Source organism: uncultured Maritalea sp. (assembly GCF_937139385.1).
Classification (GTDB): Bacteria; Pseudomonadota; Alphaproteobacteria; order Rhizobiales; family Devosiaceae; genus Maritalea; species Maritalea porphyrae_A.
In genome coordinates this window covers 1-17,516 of sequence record NZ_CAKZPW010000170.1, presented here as the reverse complement: position 1 = coordinate 17,516, position 17,516 = coordinate 1, and the positions used below count along the sequence as shown (strand labels likewise).

General features: G+C 50.2%; 20 protein-coding genes and 1 pseudogene. 14 read left to right on the top strand and 7 right to left on the bottom strand.

Annotated elements, in window-relative coordinates; translation table 11 throughout:
- Positions 1–6 precede the first annotated feature (6 nt).
- Positions 7–213: a DUF2093 domain-containing protein gene (locus Q0231_RS07280; protein WP_269392564.1), complete on the top strand. Its 207-nt coding sequence runs from the start codon at positions 7–9 to the stop codon at positions 211–213.
- Positions 214–226: 13 nt separating this feature from the next.
- On the top strand, positions 227–1,363 hold the full coding sequence (locus Q0231_RS07275; RefSeq protein ID WP_299346760.1) for a hypothetical protein: 1,137 nt from the start codon (positions 227–229) through the stop codon (positions 1,361–1,363).
- Here Q0231_RS07275 and Q0231_RS07270 read toward each other — a convergent pair.
- Genes Q0231_RS07270 through Q0231_RS07260 form a run of 3 tightly spaced genes read right to left on the bottom strand, consistent with a single transcriptional unit; the run spans position 1,360 to position 3,153 of the window.
- Complete coding sequence (locus tag Q0231_RS07270; protein ID WP_269392562.1) at positions 1,360–2,076, bottom strand: DUF374 domain-containing protein; 717 nt, start codon at positions 2,074–2,076, stop codon at positions 1,360–1,362. The genes Q0231_RS07275 and Q0231_RS07270 overlap by 4 nt on opposite strands.
- A gap of 4 nt (positions 2,077–2,080) precedes the next feature.
- Positions 2,081–2,311, bottom strand: a complete 231-nt coding sequence (locus Q0231_RS07265; RefSeq protein WP_269392561.1) for a DUF4170 domain-containing protein — start codon at positions 2,309–2,311, stop codon at positions 2,081–2,083.
- 23 nt (positions 2,312–2,334) lie between these two features.
- A complete protein-coding gene (locus Q0231_RS07260) occupies positions 2,335–3,153 on the bottom strand; it encodes a 3'(2'),5'-bisphosphate nucleotidase CysQ (protein ID WP_269392560.1) in 819 nt (272 codons plus the stop codon).
- A 245-nt stretch (positions 3,154–3,398) separates the two neighbouring features.
- Here Q0231_RS07260 and Q0231_RS07255 point away from each other — a divergent pair, with 245 nt between their 5' ends.
- Positions 3,399–3,908 (top strand): DUF6101 family protein, encoded by a 510-nt coding sequence (locus Q0231_RS07255; protein ID WP_269392559.1) that lies wholly within the window; start codon positions 3,399–3,401, stop codon positions 3,906–3,908.
- A 42-nt stretch (positions 3,909–3,950) separates the two neighbouring features.
- Here the strand turns inward: Q0231_RS07255 and ubiA are convergent, their stop codons facing one another.
- Complete coding sequence (gene ubiA / locus Q0231_RS07250; protein WP_299346756.1) at positions 3,951–4,880, bottom strand: 4-hydroxybenzoate octaprenyltransferase; 930 nt, start codon at positions 4,878–4,880, stop codon at positions 3,951–3,953.
- 72 nt (positions 4,881–4,952) lie between these two features.
- Between ubiA and Q0231_RS07245 the strand changes: the two genes are divergently transcribed.
- Both Q0231_RS07245 and Q0231_RS07240 read left to right on the top strand, forming a co-directional pair.
- Positions 4,953–5,705, top strand: coding sequence for a 16S rRNA (uracil(1498)-N(3))-methyltransferase (locus Q0231_RS07245; protein WP_269392557.1), 753 nt, complete (start codon positions 4,953–4,955; stop codon positions 5,703–5,705).
- A 90-nt stretch (positions 5,706–5,795) separates the two neighbouring features.
- Positions 5,796–7,166 carry a glutamate--cysteine ligase gene (locus Q0231_RS07240; protein WP_299346754.1) on the top strand — a complete coding sequence of 457 codons (1,371 nt, stop codon included), beginning with the start codon at positions 5,796–5,798 and terminating at the stop codon, positions 7,164–7,166.
- On the opposite strand, the gene Q0231_RS07235 is transcribed toward Q0231_RS07240, so the two are convergent.
- Positions 7,163–8,035, bottom strand: a complete 873-nt coding sequence (locus tag Q0231_RS07235; RefSeq protein ID WP_299346753.1) for a LysR substrate-binding domain-containing protein — start codon at positions 8,033–8,035, stop codon at positions 7,163–7,165. The genes Q0231_RS07240 and Q0231_RS07235 overlap by 4 nt on opposite strands.
- Before the next feature lie 132 nt (positions 8,036–8,167).
- Here Q0231_RS07235 and Q0231_RS07230 point away from each other — a divergent pair, with 132 nt between their 5' ends.
- Entirely contained in the window at positions 8,168–8,437 is a 270-nt protein-coding gene (locus Q0231_RS07230) for a DUF1127 domain-containing protein (protein ID WP_269392554.1), read from the top strand.
- A 71-nt stretch (positions 8,438–8,508) separates the two neighbouring features.
- Here Q0231_RS07230 and Q0231_RS07225 read toward each other — a convergent pair whose 3' ends face one another.
- Together Q0231_RS07225 and Q0231_RS07220 are read right to left on the bottom strand one after the other, a co-directional pair.
- Complete coding sequence (locus Q0231_RS07225) at positions 8,509–9,891, bottom strand: MATE family efflux transporter (RefSeq protein ID WP_299346750.1); 1,383 nt, start codon at positions 9,889–9,891, stop codon at positions 8,509–8,511.
- 133 nt (positions 9,892–10,024) lie between these two features.
- The gene (locus Q0231_RS07220) at positions 10,025–10,525 is read right to left on the bottom strand and encodes an invasion associated locus B family protein (RefSeq protein ID WP_367274478.1); all 501 of its coding nucleotides are present in this window, start codon (positions 10,523–10,525) and stop codon (positions 10,025–10,027) included.
- Between the two features lie 358 nt (positions 10,526–10,883).
- On the opposite strand from Q0231_RS07220, the gene coxB reads away from it, so the two are divergent.
- From coxB to Q0231_RS07180, 8 genes and pseudogenes are all read left to right on the top strand, one after another.
- Positions 10,884–11,810 carry a cytochrome c oxidase subunit II gene (coxB, locus tag Q0231_RS07215; RefSeq protein ID WP_269392551.1) on the top strand — a complete coding sequence of 309 codons (927 nt, stop codon included), beginning with the start codon at positions 10,884–10,886 and terminating at the stop codon, positions 11,808–11,810.
- Between the two features lie 81 nt (positions 11,811–11,891).
- Positions 11,892–13,547 carry a cytochrome c oxidase subunit I gene (gene ctaD / locus Q0231_RS07210; RefSeq protein WP_269392550.1) on the top strand — a complete coding sequence of 552 codons (1,656 nt, stop codon included), beginning with the start codon at positions 11,892–11,894 and terminating at the stop codon, positions 13,545–13,547.
- A 72-nt stretch (positions 13,548–13,619) separates the two neighbouring features.
- Positions 13,620–14,552, top strand: a complete 933-nt coding sequence (locus Q0231_RS07205) for a heme o synthase (RefSeq protein WP_269392549.1) — start codon at positions 13,620–13,622, stop codon at positions 14,550–14,552.
- The gene (locus Q0231_RS07200; protein WP_269392548.1) at positions 14,552–14,707 is read left to right on the top strand and encodes a hypothetical protein; all 156 of its coding nucleotides are present in this window, start codon (positions 14,552–14,554) and stop codon (positions 14,705–14,707) included. Before Q0231_RS07205 ends, Q0231_RS07200 begins: the two co-directional genes overlap by 1 nt.
- 10 nt (positions 14,708–14,717) lie before the next feature.
- A complete protein-coding gene (locus tag Q0231_RS07195) occupies positions 14,718–15,266 on the top strand; it encodes a cytochrome c oxidase assembly protein (protein ID WP_299346746.1) in 549 nt (182 codons plus the stop codon).
- Between the two features lie 17 nt (positions 15,267–15,283).
- Entirely contained in the window at positions 15,284–16,120 is an 837-nt protein-coding gene (locus tag Q0231_RS07190; RefSeq protein WP_299346745.1) for a cytochrome c oxidase subunit 3, read from the top strand.
- Positions 16,121–16,193: 73 nt separating this feature from the next.
- Entirely contained in the window at positions 16,194–16,976 is a 783-nt protein-coding gene (locus Q0231_RS07185) for an SURF1 family protein (protein WP_299346744.1), read from the top strand.
- A 31-nt stretch (positions 16,977–17,007) separates the two neighbouring features.
- Positions 17,008–17,516 (top strand): annotated as a pseudogene (locus Q0231_RS07180) (threonine synthase); the annotation flags it as partial.

Below are 17,516 nucleotides of genomic sequence, written 5' to 3'. Positions count from 1 at the left end.
GATAAGATGAATATATTTGAACCCAGTTTTGGCCAACGCGAAGCAAAACTGCGCTATTTAGACGCCGACATTGCCGTCGTTGAGCCCGGTCACTATGTGACCTGTGCGGTGACGGGCCAAAAAATCCCGCTTGAAGAACTCACCTATTGGAGCGTCGACAAGCAAGAGCCCTATATCGACGCCATGGCTTCGATGAAAGCCATCACCAAGTAGTCGGGTCGCAAACATGCGTGTATTGGTTATCTCAAACGGTTATGGCGAAGACGCAATGGCCGCCATGTTTGCACGTGAACTTTCAAAACATGTTGATCTTGTTGAAGCGCTGCCAACGGTAGGTGCTGGCAAGTCATATGAAGGCGTTTGCGAAACTGTTGGTCCGCGCGGAAGCTTGGCCAGTGAAGGTCATCGCAAAGTGGGATCACTTCTGAAAGACTTTCAAAACGGTCTTGCCTTCACTGCGATGAAACACATCAATTTCTTGCGTAACAATCGTGGCCGTTGGGACAAAGTGGTCACCGTTGGTGATATTGTTGGACCGCTGCTCAGCGTGGCGGGCGGTCAGCAGGTCGACCTCCATATCGATGTCTATAATTCGGGTTATGCACGTCAATATTCAGCGGCGGAGAAGCAAGCCCTAAAACGTTGTACGCGCAAAGTGCTGTGCCGTGATGATATATTGGCTGGCTCGTTGCGGGCGATGAATATCGACGCGGGATTTGCCGGAAATTTGATGATGGACACCGTGCCTGAACTGGACTTTGATATTGCGCCGCTGATTGGCGAAAAAATAGCCGTGACACTTTTGCCCGGCAGTCGCGAACAAGCCGCAGAGGTTTTTGCCATAGAAATGGATGCGATCAATCGGCTATCCCAGCGTTACCCGATGGTGGTTCTGGTACCGGTGGCGCAAAACGTCGATATAGCAACACTCATTCAAAAGGCGGGTTTGCGCAATCTTATCGAGCAAAACTTGATTGGTGGCCAACATCTGGCCATCTCAGCCTCATTTGACCAAACCGAAATTCATTTTTTCGACAAAGGCATTGGAACACTTGCCAAGCGTTCACGCGCAATTGTTGGGCAGGCAGGCACGGCTGTTTTTCAAAGCGCGGGACTTGGTGTGCCGGTTGTTGCATTGGTGCATGATGATGCCCGCCCACAACGTGTGCGCCGCAACGAAAGACTAATGGGAGAGTGTCGCGTTTCGTCGCCATTGGACGCCAGTCAAATCGCCAACAAACTCGAGCCATTGCTTAAAGACGCAAAAGAAGCGGAACGGCGCGGCAAAATCGGTATCGATCGGATTGGACCACCCGGCGCGCTAGACGCTGCTGTGCGCATTATCTCTGGGGCTGGTGCTTAGGACTTTTGGTCCGCCAACTCAAAAGCCCGCGCCGTGGTGCGATCAAGCTTCATCGCCAACTCTTTTGAATAGGGTTCTAGGTCTTTTGCCGTCTTGGGTACCCAAATTGGTTCGTCAATGCAGGCCGATATCCGCGAAAATGGATGATTGATTTGCATTTTGTCCCAAACATTTTCCAAAACAGAGCGCCGCGAACTGGAAACTGCATAGGGAATAATCGGGCGACCAGAAAAACGCGCCAACAGTGCTATACCATCGCTCACATTGCGGCCCGGAATTGGGGGGATATCTGCGGTGACGCCGATCGATTGACCGCGCTTCATCTCACGCAACATTTCGCGCATTGCAGCCATGCCGCCTGTTCCCTCATCCTGCTTAAAGCTAGCGCCAGACCCATTGACGGTGGAGCAACCAAAGCTTTCAGCCGCAGCAGCAACAATTTGCCCATCTGGATGTCGTGATGTGAGGATAGAAAGCTGCTTGGCAACAGGCACCAATTTCATGCCCAGCATGCCTTGCCCGTGCCAGCAACAAAAAATCGCTGGCATCAAATCAGCAGAAATGTCGTGCGCATTTGGCGGATCATAGATAAATTTTGACGAGGCGGAGGTGAACCGCAGATAACCGCCAAGAACGTGCCAACCCAAAAAGCGTCGGAACCCAGCGCTTTGTAAAAAGCCCGATTTTTCAGGTTGGCTCAATTCAGTGTTCATCGATCTATTTTTTGCCCGGATCAAGCAGACGGTGCATATGCACAACAAAATAGCGCATATGTGCATTGTCGACGGTCATTTGGGCTTTTTGTTTCCAAGCGGCAGCAGCCGTTTCATAGTTTGGATAAATCCCAACAATATCGACTTCATCAAGATTACGGAATGTAATATCATCAAGGTCTTCAAGCTCGCCACCGATGACCAGATGTAGAAGCTGTTTTTTGTCTTCGCTCATAAAGTTCCCACTTCACTTAAAAGCTAGTTGTCTATTGGACATCCATAAATGTTTCGCAGCACCTCATGGATGTCGTCTTTTAGACTGTCCTCAAGCATTGCCGCAATAGCACCATGGCGAATTTCTTCCTTATTAAAGGTCGGAGGGCCGCAACACACATCTTCAAGGCTTATGCCGCACTCCTGTAGGATCAAGCTGGCAGAAGCAATGTCCCAATCTTGCGCCCCACGCCGCGACACAGCAATATCTAAAACACCCGTTGCAACCTGCACCAACCGAAGCGCCAGTGAGCGGATTGCTGGACCACGCACAAAAGAAATGCCCCGCGCTTCCAACTCGCGATGCACAGCGCCGGGCGCGGGCATAATGGGGCCAGCGTTGCCCAACCGCGCGCGTCGGCGAATGGGTTCACCATTCAAATAGGCACCGCCATTTGCAATGGCTTCATAAAGTTCATCGCGGATGGGGGCATAAACAACACCGGCAACTGGCTTGCCTTTTTCAACGACTGTAATGCATACCGTCCAACTGTCATCACCCTGCAAATAGCCGCGCGTGCCATCAATTGGATCAACGACAAATATTCGATCTTTATTCATTCGATCCAAATCGTCGGCTGTTTCTTCGCTCAGCCACCCATAGTCGGGGCGTTCAGCACACAAGGTTGCTTTAAGATAACGGTCAACCGCCAAGTCGGCTTCAGAGACCGGGGACGCATTTTCTTTTGTCCAAGTTTTTACATCTTGACGAAAAAAACCTGTCGCGATGATCCCAGCGCTCACAGCTGCAGAACGGATCAATTCCAAATCATCTTCAAATTCGAGCGCGCTCTCTTGCGACATCCATGGCTCCTTAGCGGGCACAACGCCCGGTGAGACTGATATTTGACCTTGTTATAAGACGCAAGCATACCGTTTCGGTTAATCAGCCGTTATACCCGGTCATAACCTGCTAACCCTCTTTGAAACAACGAAAATTTAACCGCATTTTTTAAGCGGATTGAGAAAACTCTTCGGTAGTTTGGGTCTCAACAACGAGAAGCGAAAAATTAAAAACAGCTCTCGAGTTAACAGGAAGGCACAAGAACATGCTGCAAGGCACAACAGTTAAAGGGTCCAAAGTGATCCTAAACGGAAAGAACGGGCAAAACCTGCCTGCACTCCGACCGGCAAATGACAACGCACCTAAAGATGATGTGAAAACCGTAACGGTTCGCAAAACATTGACCCAAAGCGGCGTCCCCATCAAAATCAAAGTCCCGGTGACCGAGTATGTGGGTGTTGCCGTTGCAACCACCATTTCAGATGAAGGTGTGCTCACCAGTGCGATTGAGCTTATTCACACGGACAGTGGTTTAAATTATCGCGTGTTTGAAGAAGAAGGTAACCACGCCGTGGTTGCTGAGTGGCAAAACTGGGGCAAAAAGCTCTGTTTGCCTTTGTTCATCCGCGCCGGAAACGGTGATTTGGTGCCCTATACGCAACATGTTGGTGGCGTGCTTGTGGGCAATCAAACAAACCGTCGTCAGTTCGCACCGCAAGCGAACCGTCGTCCTCGCTTTCTAAATAAACGCAAGCTCGGGTTGGTCTCTGGCTAAACTAACTACAGCACTTTGGGTTGAGGTTTTGTATCTCCAAATTCAAAACCTATATTCGATGAATAAACTAAGTGCCAGTGCCAGCCCGACCCAATGATTTGCTTTAAACCGGACGAGGCAGTTCAAGCCTTGATCCGGTTTTAGCGTTGCGATTTGCCACGCCAAAAGCAATGGCACAGTCCACGCGGCATAAAGAAATAGTCTGCCCACACCAGCACCGTCTGCAGCGAACCACCACAATATCAATGCGCCCACGTAGAAGGCTCCGGTGATTTCTCGCGCATAATTACCAAACAACCGCGCTGTGGATTTTACCCCAATCATCGCATCGTCCTCGCGATCTTGCAGCGCATAGATCGTATCATATCCTATGGTCCACAAAATCGATCCCGCATAAAGCCAGAGCGCTGGATAGTGCAGGGTGCCAAACATAGCGGCCCATCCCATCAATGCACCCCAATTAAACGCAAGGCCCAAGAACAGTTGCGGCCAATAGGTGATGCGCTTCATAAACGGATAGATGACCACCAGGATCAGCGATGAAATGCCCAAAAGTTTGGTGAAATCATTGAATTGCAGCAGAACGAGCAGACCGATCAAACATTGAATGACCAGAAAAACCACCGCTTGCTTAACGCTCACTTGCCCAGATGGGATAGGGCGGGAGCGGGTGCGTTCAACTTTATCGTCAATATTGCGGTCAATAATGTCATTTAAGGTACATCCTGCGCCACGCATGGCCACCGCGCCGACAAAGAATAGCGCTAAATAGTAGAACGAAAACCCGGTTTGCGGACGAGCAACGGCGGCAAGGCCAAGAGAAAACGCACAAGGCCAAAACAGCAACCAATAGCCAATCGGACGATCCAATCGCGCCATGCGCAAATAGGGGCGCATTGGGGCTGGAGCAAATAGGTCCACCCAGTTTTTTACGTCAGCGTCAGCAACGCGGTCAGATTTTTGTTCACTCATAATCACATTTTCTATATCAGCAATTAGGAACGCTAATAGGCGTTGGTCTTTTGTTAAGCAAGCGTGAACCCTATGCCTCGTCATCACAAGAACTTAAATCGTCTTTTTATTGATGCGGACCTGCGAGTTGGGAAATCCTTTAAACTCGACATGGCCCAAAACAACTATTTGCTCAACGTTATGCGCAAAAAAGAGGGTGACCAAATCATACTCTTCAACGGCCGGGATGGTGCATTTCTAGCTGAAATCGCTGAGGCGCATCGCAAAGGGTCAACCATTGCGGTGATCCAAGCGCACGCAAAGCAAACGCCGACATCCGACCTTTGGTATATGTTCGCACCGCTAAAATCTGGTCGCCTCGATTATATGGTGCAAAAAGCAACTGAAATGGGCGTTGGACACCTGCAACCGGTGATCACCCAGCACACACAGCTGGTCGGATCGTTGAAAATTGATAAAATACGCGCAAACGTCATTGAAGCCGCCGAGCAGTGCGAAATCCTCAGCGTGCCAAAAGTTCACGACCAAGTCTCGTTGGTGAAACTGATCGAGCAATGGCCAACAGAACATGCGGGCCGCAAATTGGTGTTCGCTGACGAAGGTGCGCCAGTTGATGGGGCTGCACCCAGTTTGATGGAAATCAAAGATCAGCCCATTGCTTTGCTGGTAGGACCCGAAGGTGGCTTTTCTGCGGATGAGCGCAAACTATTGTTGGATCAAGAGTTTTGCGTGCCCATTAGTCTTGGGCCACGTATTTTGCGCGCCGACACCGCAGCCGTTGCCGCTCTTGCGATCATCCAATCAAATATCGGTGATTTACGATAAAAGGATTGAAACTATAAATTTGCCCGCTATGGTCGGGGACACTTTTGGTCAAATTCGGGTTGACGCTCGAACTAACGTACGGACTTTTTCATGTCAGCTTCACCTGTCGCCAGCCCACTGATCGAATCCAAAGCAGATTTGATTGAAGCCTTGTCAAAAGGCTCCAAGCCAAAAGCTGATTGGCGCATTGGCACAGAGCACGAAAAGTTTGTGTTCGGGCGCAAAAGGCATTTGCCCGTACCATATGAAGGTGATCGCGGCATCAAAGCGATTCTTGAGACCGTTCAAGAACAAACAAAATGGACGCCCCTGCTGGACAAGGGAAATATTATTGGCCTGAAAGATCCTATTGGCGGCGGATCAATTTCGCTTGAACCGGGCGGTCAGCTTGAGCTTTCTGGCGCACCGCTGGAAACGATCCATGAGACGTGCCAGGAAACCGGCAACCACCTTAAAATGTTGCGCTCCATAACTGACGATATGGGTCTTGAGTTTTTAGGGCTTGGCGTTGCGCCCACTTGGTCGCTCGACGAAATGCCCACCATGCCCAAATCGCGCTATGGCATTATGAAGCCCTACATGGAAAAAGTGGGCACTCTGGGCACTTCAATGATGTTTCGGTCTTGCACGGTGCAAGTCAATTTGGACTTTGCCTCCGAGCAAGACATGGTGAAGAAGCTTCGTACCAGTTTGGCGCTGCAACCGATCACAACCGCGATTTTTGCCAATTCGCCGTTTATTGACGGCAAGCCGTCGGGCTTTTTGTCCTACCGCAGCCATATCTGGCAAAACACAGATCGTGACCGCACTGGCATGCTGCCTTTTGCCTTTGAAGACGGCATGGGTTTTGAGCGCTATGTCGATTATGCGCTTGATGTGCCTATGTATTTTGTTATCCGTGATGGCGAATACGTCAATTGCGCCGGTGAAAGCTTCCGTGCCTTCCTTGAAGGAAAACTGCCACAGCGTCCGGGCGAATTGCCAACAAAGGCGGATTGGGAAGATCACCTTTCAACCATTTTCCCAGAAGTCCGATTGAAGAGCTTCTTGGAAATGCGGGGCGCTGATTCAGGCCCATGGGAAGGTATTTGCGCTATGCCCGCACTTTGGGTTGGTGTGCTTTACGATCAGTCTTCGTTAGATGCTGCATGGGACTTGGTAAAAGACTGGACCGCAGAACAGCGTGACCAGCTGCGCGTTGATGTTGCAAAAACGGCATTCCAAGCCGAAATTGCCGGCCGAAAAGTAGGTGAAATCGCGCGCGACATGCTTGAGATTTCGCGCAATGGTCTTGCTGCACGGGCAAAAACCAACTGGGAAGGATTTGACGAAAGTGTCTTCTTGCACCCGGTGGAACGTGCGCTGAAACTGGAAAAAAGCCCTGCCGAAGTCATGCTAGATGCCTACCGCTCCACCTGGGGCGGCGACATCGACAAAGTTTTCACCGAGAGCCTGTTCTAGGCCGCGTTTTCAATAACCGTTTCTAAGCTTTCTTTGATGTGTTCGGCCAGCGCGTTGTAAATGCCGCCATAGGCATTGCTGGCCCGCAACATGGCGATATCCGCATCAGGCAGGGGTGGCATGCCGTCCGCGGCACCAAGCACGCGCATGTCCTTTGTAATTGAGCTCTCACACAATACACCCACAGCAAGCCCTGCATTAACCGCGCTGGTGATCGCAGTGGCGTTTGAAGATGTGTAGGCGACCCTGTAATCTATGCCCGCATCATTTAGCGCATCTTCTGCAGACAAACGCCAACAGCAATCTTTACTGCCTGCGGCAATAGGCAAGGGGGTCTGTTTGTGGGCTTCAGACCCGTTCCCCACCATCCAATGCATCGGTTCAGAACGCAGCAATTCACCAAATTTTTGGCTGGTGCCTTGTGTAAATATGATCATGTCATATTTACCCGAGCGCACGCCCACCAACAATTCCTCTGATGGTTGGCATTTCACATCGATCTGAATTTTGGGATGAGATTGTTGGAACGAGCACAGCAACAATGGCAGTACCCGCACCGCATAATCATCGGGGATACCGATGTGAATGGTCCCCGATAGGTCTTCTTTTGAAAAAAGGTCCACAATGTCGGCGTTGATTTGCAACATCCGTCGCGCGCGGTGGTAAAGGGTTTCCCCTGCATGGGTCACCGTTACGCGTCGGCCTTCACGGATCAAAAGGCTGGTGCCCAATCGTCCCTCGAGCCGCTTAATTTGCATAGAGACGGCGCTCTGTGTCTTGAACACCCGCTTTGCCGCTTCAGTGAAACTGCCGCAATCTGCAATTACTGCAAATGTCTGCAATTGATCTAAGTCTAAAGGCGTTGCCATCGTTATCACCAAAATTGATCGTACTTATGATTTCTATTTGTTAGACGAATGATGAGTTTGTCAATATGTTGATGAGTGTAAATGATCTTTGCCTGTTTTTAAGGCGCCCCAAAACATCTATGGAGATTTGATATGGCGTTTGTCTCAACAAGCCGTCGTTCAGGCTTCAGCTTCGGCACGACACAGCTGATGACCCTGGCAACAAACCTGTCGCTATTCGCAGAGCGCATTGCGCTTTCGTATCGTCAGCACAAGACATTTAGTCAATTGAGCGCTTTGGACGCGCATCAGCTGGCTGATGTGGGTCTCAATAAAGCTGATCTGCATGAAATGATTGAAGTGGGTCACGATCAAGCCATTTGGCGTTTGTCACTTGCTCGTAAGCGCGCAAGCCAACGCTAGCCATCCGTTTTCTAACCCCCAAAACTTATAGCCGAACCCACATGTCAAAAACATGTGCGTTCGGCTTTTTTTTAGGTGGCGACCGGTGTCGCGTCCAAAGCTTCTTCTTTTTCTATGGTCAGTTTTTTGATCAGGGCAAAAGCCGAGATCACCGGCAACACCCCAAAGACAACAGCGCCAGCGGCGATGCCCCAATAGATGCCCGGCAAACCAGCCCATTGTGCGCCGAAATAAACAAATGGAACCACGCCAAGTGTTTGGCGCGCCCAATTGAACATTGTTGCATAGAGCGGTTTGCCCAAATTGTTGAATGCTGCATTTGATACAAACAAAAAGCCGTTGAACAGGAATGAGCCGGCCATAATTGTACAGAACAAGCGGATCACCAATTCCATATCGCCAGAGGCATTGTAGGTTTTGACCACATAATCTTGTGCCAAGAACAATGCCGACCATGCGATCAAGACATAAACCAGATTAAAGATCACCCCATCTGTAAGCGCTTGGCGCACGCGACCCATTTTAGATGCGCCAAAGTTTTGCCCAATGATAGGGCCGACCGCACCTGAAAGGGCAAAGATAACCCCAAAAGCCAAAGGCACCAAACGGTCCACAACCGATTGACCCGCAATTGCGGCATCGCCAAAATCCGCAACACCTTGGGCGATGAGAAACGCACCAACGGGGGCCGCCAAATTTGTCGCCACGGTGGGCAACGCGATTTTGAGGATGTTGCGAAGGTCTTTGCCAAACCGTTCCAATGTGGGCATTGCAACCATATTGTGAATGCCAATAACAAAATACAGACCCAAAGCCGCAAAGGTCACGCGCATTATTGCGGACACAACGGCGGCGCCGATCACGTCCCAACCGAATACAAAAATGAAAATCGGATCAAGTGCAGCGGTGAGGGCACCACCTATAAGGGGCAAATACATAGACCGTTTCGCATCGCCTTTGGAACGCAGCAAACCCATTGTGACCATGCCAACGCCCAAAAATGGCATGGATGGCAAAACGATATACAAATAAGTCCGTGCGTATTCGAGGGCTTGCCCTTCAGCCTTGAGTAGCGCCATCAACCAATCGGTGAGCAGAAAACCAACGATTGCGACAATGATTCCAAATGCAAATGCAGACAATAAAGACGTACCTGCATAAGACCGGGCTGCTTCATCGTCGCCAGCGCCGATTGAGCGTGCAACCATTGCAGAAGCACCAATCATAAAGCCAACGGATAGGCCAATAACAAATCCAAGCACATAACTTGCCCGGCCAACGGCTGCGGTTTGCGCCGCGTCATTAAGTTGAGAAATATAAAACAGCGTGATCGCATCAACAAAGAAGATCGACATCAAACCAATTGCAGATGTTGTTGTCATAACAACAACATGGCGCATGGTGGACCCTTCGGTAAAAACGGCTTTCATGCCGCCTGTGCTCGGCTTGGACATAGTGAGGCTTTCGTTCGATAGCGGCACATTCTAGCCCCGCTTTGTCTGATCAGGCATAGTAAATGGTCTTTTGTCGCCAAAAGATCAAGTCAACAACTGGTGAATTTGAATTCGACGAACTGCCGCTGCAGGACTATGGGAGTTGATCGTAGCCTTCACTCAACCCATTCAACGACACTGGAATGCCAATGCCTTCTTCGGGCGTCTTGAAGATGACAAACAGAGCGCTCTGGTTGGCGCGCAGTTGGGTCAAGCTTGCATCATCAAGGGCAACTTCCGCAACGCATCCGCTCGGCAGACATCTGACCCAAGGCATCCAAACCATATCTTGATTGTCAAGTTTGACGCCCAAATCCTTGGTCAACAAAACCCCCAATGGTGCCCAAACCCGCAACAGCGTATATTTCGCATCTGCTGTTTTGATCACATAGACGTTGAGTTTCAACCCAGATTGCGAATCGTCGGAAACAATTTGAACCAACGCACATTGCTCAAAGCTGGCTCCGGGAGGGGTTTCACACGTAAGTTCCCAGTCTCCGTGTCGTGATTTCAACATGCCTTGGGCAAATACGGTGCCACCAATCAAGGAAAACAAGCCAATCAAACTAACAAGGGCGAAGGTAAGAGCGCGCAAAATGATTCCCCAAAAGACCAATAAGAAGTTGTAATGTTCTTGCGCGTTAGCAACCCAATAGTCAATTTGGCCAGTGGGTTTCGCACGTTTAATTTTTGACGTTTGGATTGCGGCATCTTCATGGCTCAACTGGATTTTTTTCGCTAAAACCCCAAAAACTGTGCAAAATTGCACTCTTGCGGGCATTTGCCGCACTGTTCGCCGATCAATTGGAATTGCCTAAATTGTTCTGATATGATTTACGTCAGCAATGAGATTCTGCCAAATTTGGGGATGGGCGAATTGACAAGCGGAGGTTACTCCACTTATGCGTATGCCCAGCAATTAGGCGTTAAACATGTCGCAAAGGGAGACTGACGTGAGCAAACTTCTTGCACGTCTGGCTAAAGTCATATCTGTAATCATCGCTTGGGCAGTGCCCGCAACCGCTTTTGCCCAAGAAACTGGTGATCCAGTTACCGGGCAACCAACAGACGGGGCGATTGGCTTTCAGCCATCCGTAACAACCATAATGGATGCCACCGAAGCGTTCCATAACGCTCTGCTTATGCCGATCATCACTTTTATAGTGATTTTCGTCACCGCGTTATTGATCTGGGTCATGGTGCGCTACAATTCAAAAGCAAATCCAAAGCCAGCGCGTTTTACGCACAACACAGCAATTGAAATTGCTTGGACGATCATTCCGATTTTCATTTTGATCGTGATCGCCATTCCATCATTTGGCGTTTTGTCAGATCAAATGACAACACCTGATGGAGAGCGGACATATTTGGGCAGTTCAATCTTCTCGCGTGAAAATGGCGACAAAGTTCCAGCCGCTGAGGTGACCATCACCGCGACGGGCGTTCAATGGTCCTGGACATACACATACAACGATCTAGATGAAGCAACATATGATTCATATATGCTTTCGGAAGACGAGATCGCTGCACAAAAGCCTGGTCAACCTCGCTTGTTGGCTGTTGATAACGAGTTGGTCGTTCCAGTGAACACAACAGTTCGCATGTTGGTAACAGCGTCTGACGTTATTCACGCGTTCGCGGTTCCAGCCTTTGGTGTTAAAACCGACGCTGTTCCAGGACGGATCAACGAGACTTGGTTTAACGTGCGCAAAGAAGGCATGTATTACGGACAATGTTCTGAGCTTTGCGGCAAAGACCATGCGTTCATGCCAATTGCGGTTCGCGTTGTGTCAAAAGAAGAGTACAAAGCTTGGTCTGAAAAGCTCAAAGCTGAAGATGACGTTGAAGCAGCCAATATGACATTGGCAAGCTTGAACTAAAGCATCTATTTTTGGAATTAGGGGCTCTTCGTCTTTTTAAAAGAGACGAAGAGTTGAATGGGAAAAAGGCAAGGAAAGCAAATGGCAACCGCAACTGCTGACCATGATGCGCACGCAAACCCTACGGGGTGGAAGCGCTATGTATATTCAACAAACCACAAAGACATCGGCACGATGTATCTTATCTTTGCCATTATGGCTGGGATTATCGGTGGTGCTCTCTCAGGCTTTATGCGCTGGGAATTGGCTGAACCAGGCATTCAGGTCTTTCCTGGTCTTGCCTCTATGGTTTATGGCCACGAATGGCAAAGTGCTGCTGCGCTAGACGCTGGCAAGCATATGTTCAACGTGTTCACCACAGCCCACGGCCTGATCATGGTGTTCTTTGTTGTGATGCCTGCCCTCATTGGTGGTTACTCTAACTGGTTCGTGCCGTTGATGATTGGTGCGCCAGATATGGCGTTCCCGCGCATGAATAACATTTCATTCTGGTTGCTGCCTCCAGCATTCATCTTGCTGTTGATGTCAATGTTCTTTGAGGGCCCTCCCGGTGGCATGGGCACAGGTGGCGGTTGGACCGTTTACCCACCGCTTTCAACATCTGGCCAGCCTGGACCTGCGATGGATTTTGCGATCCTTTCGCTTCACATCGCTGGTGCTTCATCAATCCTTGGTGCGATTAACTTCATCACCACAATTTTCAACATGCGTGCGCCGGGCATGACTTTGCACAAGATGCCATTGTTCCCATGGGCAATTCTTGTAACCGCGTTCTTGTTGTTGTTGTCATTGCCTGTTTTGGCTGGTGCGATCACCATGCTTTTGACAGATCGTAATTTCGGTACATCATTCTTCTCACCTGACGGTGGTGGTGATCCAATCCTGTTCCAGCACTTGTTCTGGTTCTTTGGTCACCCTGAAGTGTACATTATGATTTTGCCGGGTTTTGGTATCGTGTCGCACATCGTTGCAACATTCTCCAAAAAGCCAGTCTTTGGATATTTGGCAATGGTTTACGCGATGGTGGCGATTGGTTTCGTTGGCTTTATCGTGTGGGCGCACCACATGTATACGACAGGCATTTCGCTTGATACGCAGCGCTACTTTGTGTTCGCCACAATGGTTATTGCGGTGCCAACAGGCGTGAAAATCTTCTCTTGGATTGCAACAATGTGGGGTGGCTCCTTGTCATTCCGCCCACCAATGCAGTGGGCCATTGGCTTCATCTTCTTGTTCACCGTTGGTGGTGTAACCGGTGTTGTTTTGGCCAATGCGGGCGCTGACCGTTCATTGCACGACACATACTATGTGGTTGCTCACTTCCACTATGTGCTTTCACTTGGTGCGGTGTTCTCAATCTTTGCGGCTTGGTACTATTGGTATCCAAAAATGTTCGGCCATATGTACTCAGAAACATTGGCGACCATTCACTTCTGGATCATGTTTGTAGGCGTGAACTTGATCTTCTTCCCACAACACTTCCTTGGGTTGAACGGCATGCCACGTCGCTACATCGATTATCCTGAAGCGTTTGCTTGGTGGAACCAAGTGTCGTCTTGGGGCTATTTGGTGACCTTGGTTGCTGTGCTTGTGTTCTTGTACACAATCGTTGAGGCCGTCATGAAAAAGCGCCCAGCTGCGGATAATCCGTGGGGCGAAGGTGCAACCACTCTTGAGTGGACATTGCCTTCACCACCACCATTCCACCAGTTCGAAACACTACCTAAAATCAAGTAGTGAAATGAAAAACATCCCGTCGCGCAATTGGCGCGACGGGATTTCAAAAACCGATCAAGGCATGATCCGATAATGGCATTTGTCAGCGACCAAAATGAACGACCTCTTTATTCTTCTGCTGATGTGGAAGACTATTTCGCGCTTTTAAAACCGCGCGTGATGTCGCTTGTGATTTTCACGGCGATTGTAGGGTTGTTGGTAGCACCAGGCGCGGTTCATCCCTTGATCGGCTTCACGGCCATCTTGTGCATTGCAATCGGGGCAGGGGCCTCAGGCGCGCTAAACATGTGGTATGATGCCGACATCGATGCGGTGATGAGCCGCACCGTCAATCGTCCAATTCCAGCCGGCAAAGTCACCAAGCAAGAAGCTTTGGCCTTTGGGTTGGTTCTTTCTGCCTTTTCAGTTCTAACGCTGGGCCTTTTGGTCAATTGGGTTGCTGGCGGTTTGTTGGCCTTCACCATTTTCTTTTACGCTGTCATCTACACCATGTGGCTGAAGCGTTGGACACCACAGAATATCGTTATTGGCGGGGCTGCTGGTTCATTCCCCCCAATGATTGGCTGGGCGGCGGTCACTGGCACCGTCACCATTGAGAGTGTCATCTTGTTTCTCATCATCTTTTTGTGGACACCCCCACACTTCTGGGCCTTGGCGCTTTATAAAAAAGGCGACTACCAAGAAGCGGGTATCCCGATGTTGCCGAACGTCAAAGGTGAACGGGCCACTCAAAACCAAATTTTCATCTATTCTTTGTTGCTTACAGCTATTGCGCTTGCGCCGACTTTGCTCGGCTTTGCAAGCTATGCTTATGGCGCAGCCGCTGCACTATTGAGCGCAGGCTTTGTGTTCTACGCAACAAAGCTTTGGCGTGAGAATGACCTTGTTGAAATGAAAAAGGCAGCCCGTAAGCTGTTCGCCTTTTCGCTTGTTTATCTTTTTGCAATTTTCCTTGTGTTGGCAGCCGATATGGGCGCAACCAAAGTGCTTGGGAGCATGATCTAATGTCTGAACTGACACCTGAGCAAACCGAAGAGCTGAAAAAGCGTCGCCGTAAGCGTTCTATTGCCTTGGCACTCGTCCTAGGCGCGCTTGCGATTTTGTTCTATGCGGTAACTATCGTGAAGATTGGCCCTGCCATCTTCCAGCGGCCGCTGTAAGGGATAAATCATGGCCAACGTAAACCTAACCACACAAGCACCAGATGCCCGCAACAAAAAACTTGCGATCATTTTGTTGTGCGTTGTTGCGGGCATGGTGGGCTTGGCTTATGCGGCAGTGCCGATTTACCAGATTTTCTGTCAGGTCACAGGGTACGGCGGTACCACACAGCGCGCTGATCAAAGCGCAGCAGTGGGCATAATTGATCGAGAAATGGGCGTGCGTTTTACCGCAAGCGTTGATGCAGGTCTTGCACTTGAGGTCAAACCGGCCAAGATGTCAGTCGACAAAATTGGCTCAAAGGTCACTGTTGTTTACACAGCGACCAACTTGAGCGACCAGCCGCTCAGCACAACGGCAGGCTTCAATGTGGCCCCAGCGGTTGCAGGGTCGTATTTTAACAAGATTGAGTGTTTTTGCTTCACCGAGCAAACATTGGCGCCAGGTGAAGTTAAGGAAATGCCGGTTGTCTATTATTTAGACCCGGAGTTGGATTTAGACAAAGAGCTTGATACCGTGAGGGAAGTCACGCTCTTTTACGCATTCTATGCTTCGTAAGGATTGGGAGAAGCTTAATGGCGGCACACGCTAAAAATCATGACTATCACTTGGTTGATCCAAGCCCGTGGCCATTTGTAGGCTCGGTTGCTGCATTCATCATGGCAATTGGTGGCATCTATTGGATGCGCGCTGATGTTCCTTGGGTGTTTCTGATCGGCCTAACAGGCGTTCTCTACACCATGTTTGGCTGGTGGGCCGACGTGATCAAAGAAGCTCACGCGGGTGACCACACTCCGGTTGTTCAATTGCACCACCGCTATGGCATGATCTTGTTCATCGCCTCAGAGGTCATGTTCTTCGTGGCATGGTTCTGGGCCTATTTCGATGCCTTCTTCTACTATGATGAAATTCAACAATATGGCCGCGTAGCCGCAACCGGTGGTCATTGGCCCCCAACAGGCGTTGAATTGTTCGACCCTTGGCACCTACCAATCTTCAACACATTGTTGCTTGTGACCTCTGGTATGACCGTCACTTGGGCGCACCATGCTTTGTTGGAAAACGACCGTGAGGGCCTTAAATGGGGGCTCGTGCTTACCGTCATTCTTGGGGCAATCTTTACCTTTGTTCAAGGCGTAGAGTACGCATCAGCCGGCTTTAGCTTCTCTGGAAACATCTATGGCGCAACATTCTTCATGGCCACAGGCTTCCATGGTTTCCACGTTCTTGTTGGTACCATCTTCTTGTTGGTTTGCTTGTTCCGTGCATTGAATGGCCACTTCACACCCAAACAACACCTCGGGTTTGAGTTTGCCGCATGGTATTGGCACTTTGTTGACGTGATCTGGTTGTTCCTGTTTGCTGCCATCTATGTATGGGGCTCATGGGGCGTGGCAGTTGGCCACGGCTAAGCCGAGCACTTAGAATTCAAGGCGCGGGAAATACTCCCGCGCCTTTTTTGTTTGTCCAATTGGAAACGAACCCATGTCATCAAACTCCAATCGCAATTCAACCATTGGCACAGTGATATTTGTTGCGGGCATGCTGGCCGCTGCGCTTTTGTTCGTAACTCTTGGATTCTGGCAAATGGAGCGTCTCGGGTGGAAAGAGCAATTGATTGCCTCTGCGACTGAGCGAGCCAACGACCTCCCCACAAATGTCCCCAGTGCAGATCTTTGGGCCACCCTCGACCCTGAAAGCATAGATTTTCAACCGGTAACGCTTAAGGGTAGCTTCTTGGAGCATGGCGAAGCACGCATTTTCATCTCCTTGCCTCAGAAACGCAATCGTCAAAGTGGGCCGGGCTATTGGATCGTGACCCCCTTTCAATTAACCGACGGGGGTGTTGTTTACGTGAACCGTGGGTTTGTGCCTCAAGAGCTGGCGTTCAACGCCGGTTATGCCGCAGCACCTATTGGGCAGATGACAATAACAGGTGTCTTGCGCAAACCCGAACGGGTAGGGGCCGCAACCCTTGAACCTGATTTGGCGAAAAATGTTGACTGGGTTATCAATCCTGCGCGCCTTTCAACTGTGCTGTTTGGTGATCTGGGCACGGTGGCGCCGTTCTATATAAATTGGCAACCCGCTGAAGAAGTGAAACTACCCCAGCCTGCGCAAACAGGTGAAATTGAGTTCTCCAACAAACACTTGGAGTATGCGCTGACGTGGTTTGCCCTAGCTGCCATGACGCCCGTTCTGCTTATTTTTTGGCTGTTGCGGCGCAAAAGAAACCAAAGCCTTGCAACTGAGCAAAGCGCGGACTAGGGTGCGCGCGAATAATTTCATGGATTGAATAATGCAATATATCAGCACCCGTGGCCTTGCGCCGCGCTTGGGATTTTGTGACGCAGTTCTTGCCGGGCTTGCGCGCGATGGCGGTTTGTATGTGCCAGAGACGATCCCGACCATGAGCAAGGCCGAGATCGCGGGTTTGGCGGGGCTTAGCTACGAAGAAACGGCGTTTCGGGTCATGCGCCCGTTTGTCGGCGATACCTTTAGCGACGACGAGTTTCGCGAGATTATTGCCAAGGCTTATGCCGGGTTTGGCCATGTCGCGCGCGCGCCGTTGGTTCAGCTTGCGCCCAACCATTTCCTGTTGGAATTGTTCCACGGACCGACCTTGGCGTTCAAAGATTTCGCCATGCAGTTAATCGGCCAGATGTTTCAAGCCAGCCTTAGCCGCAGCGGCAAGCGGGTCACGATCGTTGGCGCGACCAGCGGCGATACGGGCAGTGCCGCAATCGAGGCGTTTCGCGGGCTTGATGCGGTGGATGTGTTTATCATGTATCCACATGGGCGCGTCTC

What these genes read in the sequence shown, in the direction of transcription:
- Q0231_RS07280 (WP_269392564.1), top strand. Translation starts at nt 7, where the DNA reads ATGAATATATTTGAACCCAGTTTTGGCCAACGCGAAGCAAAACTGCGC.
- Q0231_RS07275 (WP_299346760.1), top strand. Translation starts at nt 227, where the DNA reads ATGCGTGTATTGGTTATCTCAAACGGTTATGGCGAAGACGCAATGGCC.
- Q0231_RS07270 (WP_269392562.1), bottom strand. Translation starts at nt 2,076, where the DNA reads ATGAACACTGAATTGAGCCAACCTGAAAAATCGGGCTTTTTACAAAGC.
- Q0231_RS07265 (WP_269392561.1), bottom strand. Translation starts at nt 2,311, where the DNA reads ATGAGCGAAGACAAAAAACAGCTTCTACATCTGGTCATCGGTGGCGAG.
- Q0231_RS07260 (WP_269392560.1), bottom strand. Translation starts at nt 3,153, where the DNA reads ATGTCGCAAGAGAGCGCGCTCGAATTTGAAGATGATTTGGAATTGATC.
- Q0231_RS07255 (WP_269392559.1), top strand. Translation starts at nt 3,399, where the DNA reads ATGCTGCAAGGCACAACAGTTAAAGGGTCCAAAGTGATCCTAAACGGA.
- ubiA (WP_299346756.1), bottom strand. Translation starts at nt 4,880, where the DNA reads ATGAGTGAACAAAAATCTGACCGCGTTGCTGACGCTGACGTAAAAAAC.
- Q0231_RS07245 (WP_269392557.1), top strand. Translation starts at nt 4,953, where the DNA reads ATGCCTCGTCATCACAAGAACTTAAATCGTCTTTTTATTGATGCGGAC.
- Q0231_RS07240 (WP_299346754.1), top strand. Translation starts at nt 5,796, where the DNA reads ATGTCAGCTTCACCTGTCGCCAGCCCACTGATCGAATCCAAAGCAGAT.
- Q0231_RS07235 (WP_299346753.1), bottom strand. Translation starts at nt 8,035, where the DNA reads ATGGCAACGCCTTTAGACTTAGATCAATTGCAGACATTTGCAGTAATT.
- Q0231_RS07230 (WP_269392554.1), top strand. Translation starts at nt 8,168, where the DNA reads ATGGCGTTTGTCTCAACAAGCCGTCGTTCAGGCTTCAGCTTCGGCACG.
- Q0231_RS07225 (WP_299346750.1), bottom strand. Translation starts at nt 9,891, where the DNA reads ATGTCCAAGCCGAGCACAGGCGGCATGAAAGCCGTTTTTACCGAAGGG.
- ctaD (WP_269392550.1), top strand. Translation starts at nt 11,892, where the DNA reads ATGGCAACCGCAACTGCTGACCATGATGCGCACGCAAACCCTACGGGG.
- Q0231_RS07205 (WP_269392549.1), top strand. Translation starts at nt 13,620, where the DNA reads ATGGCATTTGTCAGCGACCAAAATGAACGACCTCTTTATTCTTCTGCT.
- Q0231_RS07200 (WP_269392548.1), top strand. Translation starts at nt 14,552, where the DNA reads ATGTCTGAACTGACACCTGAGCAAACCGAAGAGCTGAAAAAGCGTCGC.
- Q0231_RS07195 (WP_299346746.1), top strand. Translation starts at nt 14,718, where the DNA reads ATGGCCAACGTAAACCTAACCACACAAGCACCAGATGCCCGCAACAAA.
- Q0231_RS07190 (WP_299346745.1), top strand. Translation starts at nt 15,284, where the DNA reads ATGGCGGCACACGCTAAAAATCATGACTATCACTTGGTTGATCCAAGC.
- Q0231_RS07185 (WP_299346744.1), top strand. Translation starts at nt 16,194, where the DNA reads ATGTCATCAAACTCCAATCGCAATTCAACCATTGGCACAGTGATATTT.